The sequence below is a fragment of the Endozoicomonas sp. ONNA2 genome (assembly GCF_024606365.1).
In the GTDB taxonomy this organism is placed as follows: domain Bacteria; phylum Pseudomonadota; class Gammaproteobacteria; order Pseudomonadales; family Endozoicomonadaceae; genus Endozoicomonas.
This window is the reverse complement of sequence record NZ_JAHHPO010000332.1, coordinates 1-2877: the sequence shown is the minus strand read 5'-3', so window position 1 is coordinate 2877 and position 2877 is coordinate 1. Positions and strand designations below refer to the sequence as shown.

Here is a 2877-nt window from a genome sequence, read left to right as displayed (position 1 = left end):
TGAGGTTGCGGTTTACAAGATGTTTCGACCAGTGAGTGTCCACCGAACTGTCTTCTGGTATTTTCGTCATTTATACAGATAGCAGAACAATTTGGTAGTAAGCCTGCCGTGTTACCCCCGACACCATTCATCGCTTTGATCTGCTTTATGACTCAAGACTGAGGGTAAGACAAAAATCAGCAGAGAAAATTCCATAAAAAAAACAACATTTTTTCAAGACGATTGTCGTAACCCCTGAGTCAGGCTTGCAACTACCCGGCAACGAACGTTTGTTTACCAGCATTCAAGTGATGGCAACCACAAACGCTGGCAGCAATTCAAAGCCCTGATATCTGAAAGCGACCGGGTTGTTGCCACTATTACCGCCAATAATGGCAGCCGCTCCAGACAGGCAGGGCGGGATGGTTTGGTGATTACCGTTAAAGGCGTTACGCCGAGTTTGGCGCAGCATGGGGTGGAGTTTTAGACAATCAAGACCCGCCCCCGGTATCCCTATTTATTGCTCACAAAAGCAGGACGATTAACAGGCCCCATTTTCAATCAGGAGTTCCTGGCACGCGGTGTGATTTTTCCAGCTAGCCAGGTTGAGAGCCGTCTGGCCAAACTGATCCTTCTCTTTGGCCAGGAAAGGGTCAAAGAACAGCAATATCCGAATGGCCGCTTTGTGTCCTTTTAAAGCAGCTACGTGCAGAGCCGTCCTGCCAAGGTTATCCTTCTCTTTGGCCAGTAAGAAGTCAATCTCCAGAAATTTGTGGATGGCCTCTGTTTGGCCTGTATAACCAGCTGCGTGGAGAGCCGTCCAGCCATCGTTATCCTTCTCTTTGACCAGTGAGCGGTCAATCTCCAGCAATGCCATGATGGCCTCTGTTTGGTCTTCATAAGCAGCTACGTGGAGAGCCGTTCTGCCAAGGTTATCCTTCTCTTTGGCCAGGGAGCGGTCAACGACCAGCATTTTCTTGATCAACCTTGTGTTGCCAGTGCGGGCAGCATCGTGAAAATCGCGAAGGCACCTGGATCGGTCACTGTCCAACAACACCTTAGCCTTAACGGTCTCTGTGTCGTCATTAAGGGTAGAGGAACTACAGAATTTACCATTAACAACCGGTGATGCACCTTCATCCAACGGCTTCAGGCTGGATAGTGGTAAATTTTCCGATGCCCGTCCCCCTGGTAATTTTTTGATGGCATTTGAGGGGTTTCGCCCGGGTTGCTGGTTCCCGGTACATCTTTTTCTGCCTGCCATGTAGTGCTGGCCTTGCGTATCGAGCACAAATAATTCTGTTTCGGGGTCTTGGCCCATGACTTCAGACAATGTTTTTTCCGGATACTCTTCCACTTCACCTTCAGAGCCAACAACGCTGAGTACTTTTTCATCAAGATCGCAAACAACGATCCTGCAATTTTCCGTAGCTGCCATCAGGCGCAGATCAATCTGTTCCGCATATTCATTCGGCTGCCTTAACTTGGCAATTTGTCCGCTAAAAACAGCAGTGAGTGCCTTGTCAAAGTGCAGCTTACCCCTGCCTGCCAGGCACTTTTGTCCCTCAAGGTAGGACCGTGCTCTTAATTCCATAACGCTGGAATGTCTTCTAACCCTGGACATACCGTCATAAAAACAATCGCCATTGCGAACAGTCTGAACAAACTCCCGGTGGTATTTCTGTACTATGGCTGCCGCCTTTTGCTCTTGTTGGCGGATAGCTTCTATAAGCGCAACCTCGGCAGAGGAAATACAGAATCTACCATTAACAACCGGTGATTTGCGTTCATCCATCGGCTCCGGGCCGGATAATGGTAAATTTTCCAATGCCGCTCCCCCAAGGGCAGCCAAGGCTGCGTGGGTAGCTGTCTCGCCATCTTTATTTTTATCAATGGCCGTGATGGGGGCAGTGTCCAGCAAAGCCTTGACGGACGTTGTATCACCTTGACGAGCAGTTAGATGAAGAGCCGTTTCGCCATCGTTATTCTTCTCTTTGGCCAGGGAGGGGTCAATGGTCAGCAATGGCTGGAAGGCCTCTGTGTGGCCTCTGAAAGCAGCAGTGTGCAGAGCCGTATCGCCATCGCTATTCTTCACTTTGGCCAGGTAGGGGGCAATGGTCAGCAATGTCTCGATGGCCTCTGTGTGGCCTTGACGAGCCGCTGCGTGGAGAGCCGTATCGTCATCGTTATCCTTCTCTTCGGCCAGGAAAGGGGCAATTTCCAGCAATGTCCGGATGGCCCCTGTGTGGCCATTACGAGCAGCTAAATGAAGCGCTGTTTCGCCATTGTTATTTTTCTCTTTGGCCAGGGATTGGTCAATTTCCAGCAATGCCCGGATGGCCTCTGCGTGGCCTTCCTCAGCCATCAGGTGGAGAGCCCGGCCAAGGTTAGCTTTCTCGTTGGCCAGGGAGGGGACATTGGTCAGCAATGTCTGCATGGCCTTTGTGTGGCCATTACGAGCGGTCAGGTGGAGCGCTGTTTCGTCATTGATATTCTTCTCTTCGGCCAGGGAGCGGTCATGTTCCAGCAATACCAGGATGACCCCTGTGTGGCCGTGAAGAGCAGCCAGGTGGAGAGCCGTTTGGTTAATGTTATCTTTCTCGTTGGTCAGGGAGGGGGCAATGGCCAGCAATTTCTGGATGGCCCCTGTGTTGCCTTGAAGAGCAGCCAAGTGGATAGCTGTCCGGCCCATCAGTGATTCACAATAAGGTGATTTCTCGTCAAGGACGTTACTCCTGACCAGAGGAGTCAATGGCCGTAACGGTTGCCGACATTGCTTGCATTCACGTTGGTCAAGACTTTTTGCGGCCTGCTGTTCACTGTCAAGCCATTGGGTGATGCACTCCAGGTGGAAAACGTGAGAGCCCGGGCAAGAGGCCTGGACCAGTCGCCCACCCT

The 2877-nt window shown here is 51.2% G+C and carries 2 protein-coding genes; both read right to left on the bottom strand.

From position 1 onward, the window contains the following. Positions 1-283 precede the first annotated feature (283 nt). Entirely contained in the window at positions 284-451 is a 168-nt protein-coding gene (locus KDK14_RS06045) for a hypothetical protein (protein WP_257264117.1), read from the bottom strand. A 69-nt stretch (positions 452-520) separates the two neighbouring features. Continuing rightward, positions 521-2877: ankyrin repeat domain-containing protein (locus KDK14_RS06040; RefSeq protein WP_257264116.1), on the bottom strand; the 2357-nt coding region annotated here is incomplete at its 5' end.